The sequence below is a fragment of the Oleiphilus sp. HI0043 genome (assembly GCF_001634935.1).
In genome coordinates, this window is the sequence record NZ_LWEY01000848.1 from 1 (window position 1) to 647 (window position 647).

The following is a 647-nucleotide window of genomic DNA, read 5'->3' on the forward strand; positions in this document are numbered from 1 at the left end:
GACAACGGGGTCAGACTCGATTGAAACCATCCTGTTGGAATCTAGCGCGAGCGTTGTGATATTCTTCCCTTAACTTAATTGATAAGGACATCACATGAAAATCCTACACCACGGAGCGGTGAATGGCGTAACGGGTTCGTGTCACGAGCTTCGCATTTCTGATAAAAACAGTTCTGAACAACAAGGTATTCTGATTGATTGCGGATTGTTTCAAGGGGCCGAGACCTCTGGGCAGTCGAGTGAAAGCCAGCTTGAAATCGACTTCCCAGTTTCTCATATTAAAGCGCTTGTCGTGACCCATGTTCATATCGATCATGTCGGGCGCATTCCTTATCTTCTCGCTGCTGGCTTTGATGGGCCGATATACTGTTCTGAGCCGTCGGCTGTGCTTTTACCGCTGGTACTGGAAGATGCGGTGAAGATTGGTTTCACCCGTAATAAACAGATGATCCGACAATTTATGTCGGTGCTTAAGCAGCGTATTGTGCCGCTCAAATATGGTGATTTGTATTCAGTCTTTGAAGGTTTAGATATTTGCTTACAGCCAGCAGGTCATATTCTTGGCTCTGCTTATGTTGAGTGTCGTGTGAGTCAAGAGGGTGAAGTGCATCGGCTTGTCTTTTCGGGTGATTTAGGCGCTCCTCACT

Annotated in this window: 1 protein-coding gene; it reads left to right on the forward strand. The window is 46.7% G+C overall.

The features are described 5' to 3' along the window. Positions 1-94: 94 nt before the first annotated feature. The coding region (locus A3729_RS09620; RefSeq protein WP_156497850.1) for an MBL fold metallo-hydrolase at positions 95-647 on the forward strand (553 nt) is incomplete at its 3' end.